The following is a 796-nucleotide window of genomic DNA, read 5'->3' as shown; positions in this document are numbered from 1 at the left end:
CTTTACCGAAGGCGGCCGCATGCTGCATAACGACGATCTGAAAACCCTGCAAGAAGAAGTTTTTAAAGCCCTGGAAGGGCAATATAAAGGGCTGGGAGGCTTCATTATGAGTGGTTGCAGCGTAGAAGACGACGACAAAGAACCTACTAAACATAAAATAACTGAAGGAATGGTTTTCCTCAACGGAAAATTTCTGGAAGTAGATGAGGCTATAAACCTGGCCGAATTTCCAAAATATATAGTGGAGGATATTCCCGAAATGCGCACCAGCTACCCATTGGCTAGTGGCGGCATAGCCCCAAAAAGAGAACTTTATAAGGCTAAGATTGTCAGTGAAGACCAATTAGAGGATAACTTATCCGAGGAAGAGGGCCGAACCGAATGGATAAAAGTAACCCTGGAGGGTGGAACAACCTATTTTAATGCTGTGAGGGGGGCATTTGATGCTTTAAGTATTGGACATGCTACAGATGTTTATAACGGACATGCTACTTTAGATGTGTTGGGGAATATAAAGGTAAGTGGCACAGCAGAGTTTGGGAATAATGTCAAAGTAGGTTCCAATTTATGGTTCAATAATGATGGAGCAAAAAACTTTATCATACACCAAAGTGGGTCTGCACAAAACTTTCTACATATAGCACCGAGTCAAGAAAAGGGCAGTAATACCGCAGATTGGGCAAAAGGACTCAAGGTGCATTCTACAGGGCTGTTAGAAGCCATGAATGACTTTAAAGTTAGTGGTTTTGGGGACTTTGGAGGGGAGGTAAGAACCTATAAACTGGTAATAGACAGA

1 protein-coding gene is annotated in these 796 nt (G+C 42.6%); it reads left to right on the top strand.

Annotated features, from left to right (window positions below; translation table 11 throughout):
- Window positions 1–796, top strand: a 796-nt coding sequence (locus tag E1171_RS00555) for a hypothetical protein (RefSeq protein WP_222931295.1), incomplete at both ends; no start/stop codon positions are given.

The sequence above is a fragment of the Xanthovirga aplysinae genome, from assembly GCF_009711365.1.
In the GTDB taxonomy this organism is placed as follows: domain Bacteria; phylum Bacteroidota; class Bacteroidia; order Cytophagales; family Cyclobacteriaceae; genus Xanthovirga; species Xanthovirga aplysinae.
The sequence above is the reverse complement of the archived record's forward strand: the minus strand, read 5'-3'. Positions and strand labels throughout refer to the sequence as shown.